The organism is Pseudarthrobacter sp. HLT1-7, from assembly GCF_059383435.1.
The window spans coordinates 1-1,509 of the sequence record NZ_JBWZCH010000039.1 but is presented as its reverse complement, the minus strand read 5'-3'; the positions used below and the strand labels follow the sequence as shown (position 1 = coordinate 1,509).

Genomic DNA, 1,509 nt, shown 5'->3' with positions numbered 1-1,509 from the left:
CAAGCGTATTAACAGGTGTGACGCAGGAAGGTAGCCGAGCCGGGCGATGGTTGTCCCGGTCTAAGGATGTAGGGCGAACGGTAGGCAAATCCGCCGTTCATGATGCCTGAGACCCGATGGGACCCCTTCACGGGGGGATTCGGTGATCCTATGCTGCCGAGAAAAGCATCGACGCGAGGTTTTAGCCGCCCGTACCCCAAACCGACACAGGTGATCAGGTAGAGAATACTAAGGCGATCGAGAGAATTATGGTTAAGGAACTCGGCAAAATGCCCCCGTAACTTCGGGAGAAGGGGGGCCCCCAGCGTGATGGACACAAGCTGTCCGGAGCGTGCAGGGGCCGCAGAGACCAGGGGGAAGCGACTGTTTACTAAAAACACAGGTCCGTGCGAAGTCGCAAGACGATGTATACGGACTGACTCCTGCCCGGTGCTGGAAGGTTAAGAGGACCGGTTAGCCGCAAGGCGAAGCTGAGAATTCAAGCCCCAGTAAACGGCGGTGGTAACTATAACCATCCTAAGGTAGCGAAATTCCTTGTCGGGTAAGTTCCGACCTGCACGAATGGAGTAACGACTTCCCCGCTGTCTCAACCATAAACTCGGCGAAATTGCAGTACGAGTAAAGATGCTCGTTACGCGCAGCAGGACGGAAAGACCCCGAGACCTTTACTATAGTTTGGTATTGGTGTTCGGAGTGGCTTGTGTAGGATAGGTGGGAGACGTTGAAACCCGGACGCCAGTTCGGGTGGAGTCATCGTTGAAATACCACTCTGGTCACTTTGGACATCTAACTTCGGCCCGTAATCCGGGTCAGGGACAGTGCCTGATGGGTAGTTTAACTGGGGCGGTTGCCTCCTAAAAAGTAACGGAGGCGCCCAAAGGTTCCCTCAGCCTGGTTGGCAATCAGGTGTCGAGTGTAAGTGCACAAGGGAGCTTGACTGTGAGAGAGACATCTCGAGCAGGGACGAAAGTCGGGACTAGTGATCCGGCGGTACATTGTGGAATGGCCGTCGCTCAACGGATAAAAGGTACCTCGGGGATAACAGGCTGATCTTGCCCAAGAGTCCATATCGACGGCATGGTTTGGCACCTCGATGTCGGCTCGTCGCATCCTGGGGCTGGAGTAGGTCCCAAGGGTTGGGCTGTTCGCCCATTAAAGCGGTACGCGAGCTGGGTTTAGAACGTCGTGAGACAGTTCGGTCCCTATCCGCTGCGCGCGCAGGAAATTTGAGAAGGGCTGTCCTTAGTACGAGAGGACCGGGACGGACGAACCTCTGGTGTGTCAGTTGTACTGCCAAGTGCACCGCTGATTAGCTACGTTCGGATGGGATAACCGCTGAAAGCATCTAAGCGGGAAGCTCGCTTCGAGATGAGATTTCCATACACCCCCGGGTGTGAGAGGCCCCCAGCCAGACCACTGGGTTGATAGGCCGGATGTGGAAGCGAGGACTAACGACTCGTGAAGCTGACCGGTACTAATAGGCCGATAACTTACACCACACACCCCCTT

Annotated in this window: 1 rRNA gene; it reads left to right on the top strand. The window is 55.5% G+C overall.

The window, feature by feature from the left end:
* A 23S ribosomal RNA gene (locus tag AC50X6_RS18695) occupies window positions 1-1,499 on the top strand; the annotation flags it as partial.
* Window positions 1,500-1,509: the final 10 nt, after the last annotated feature.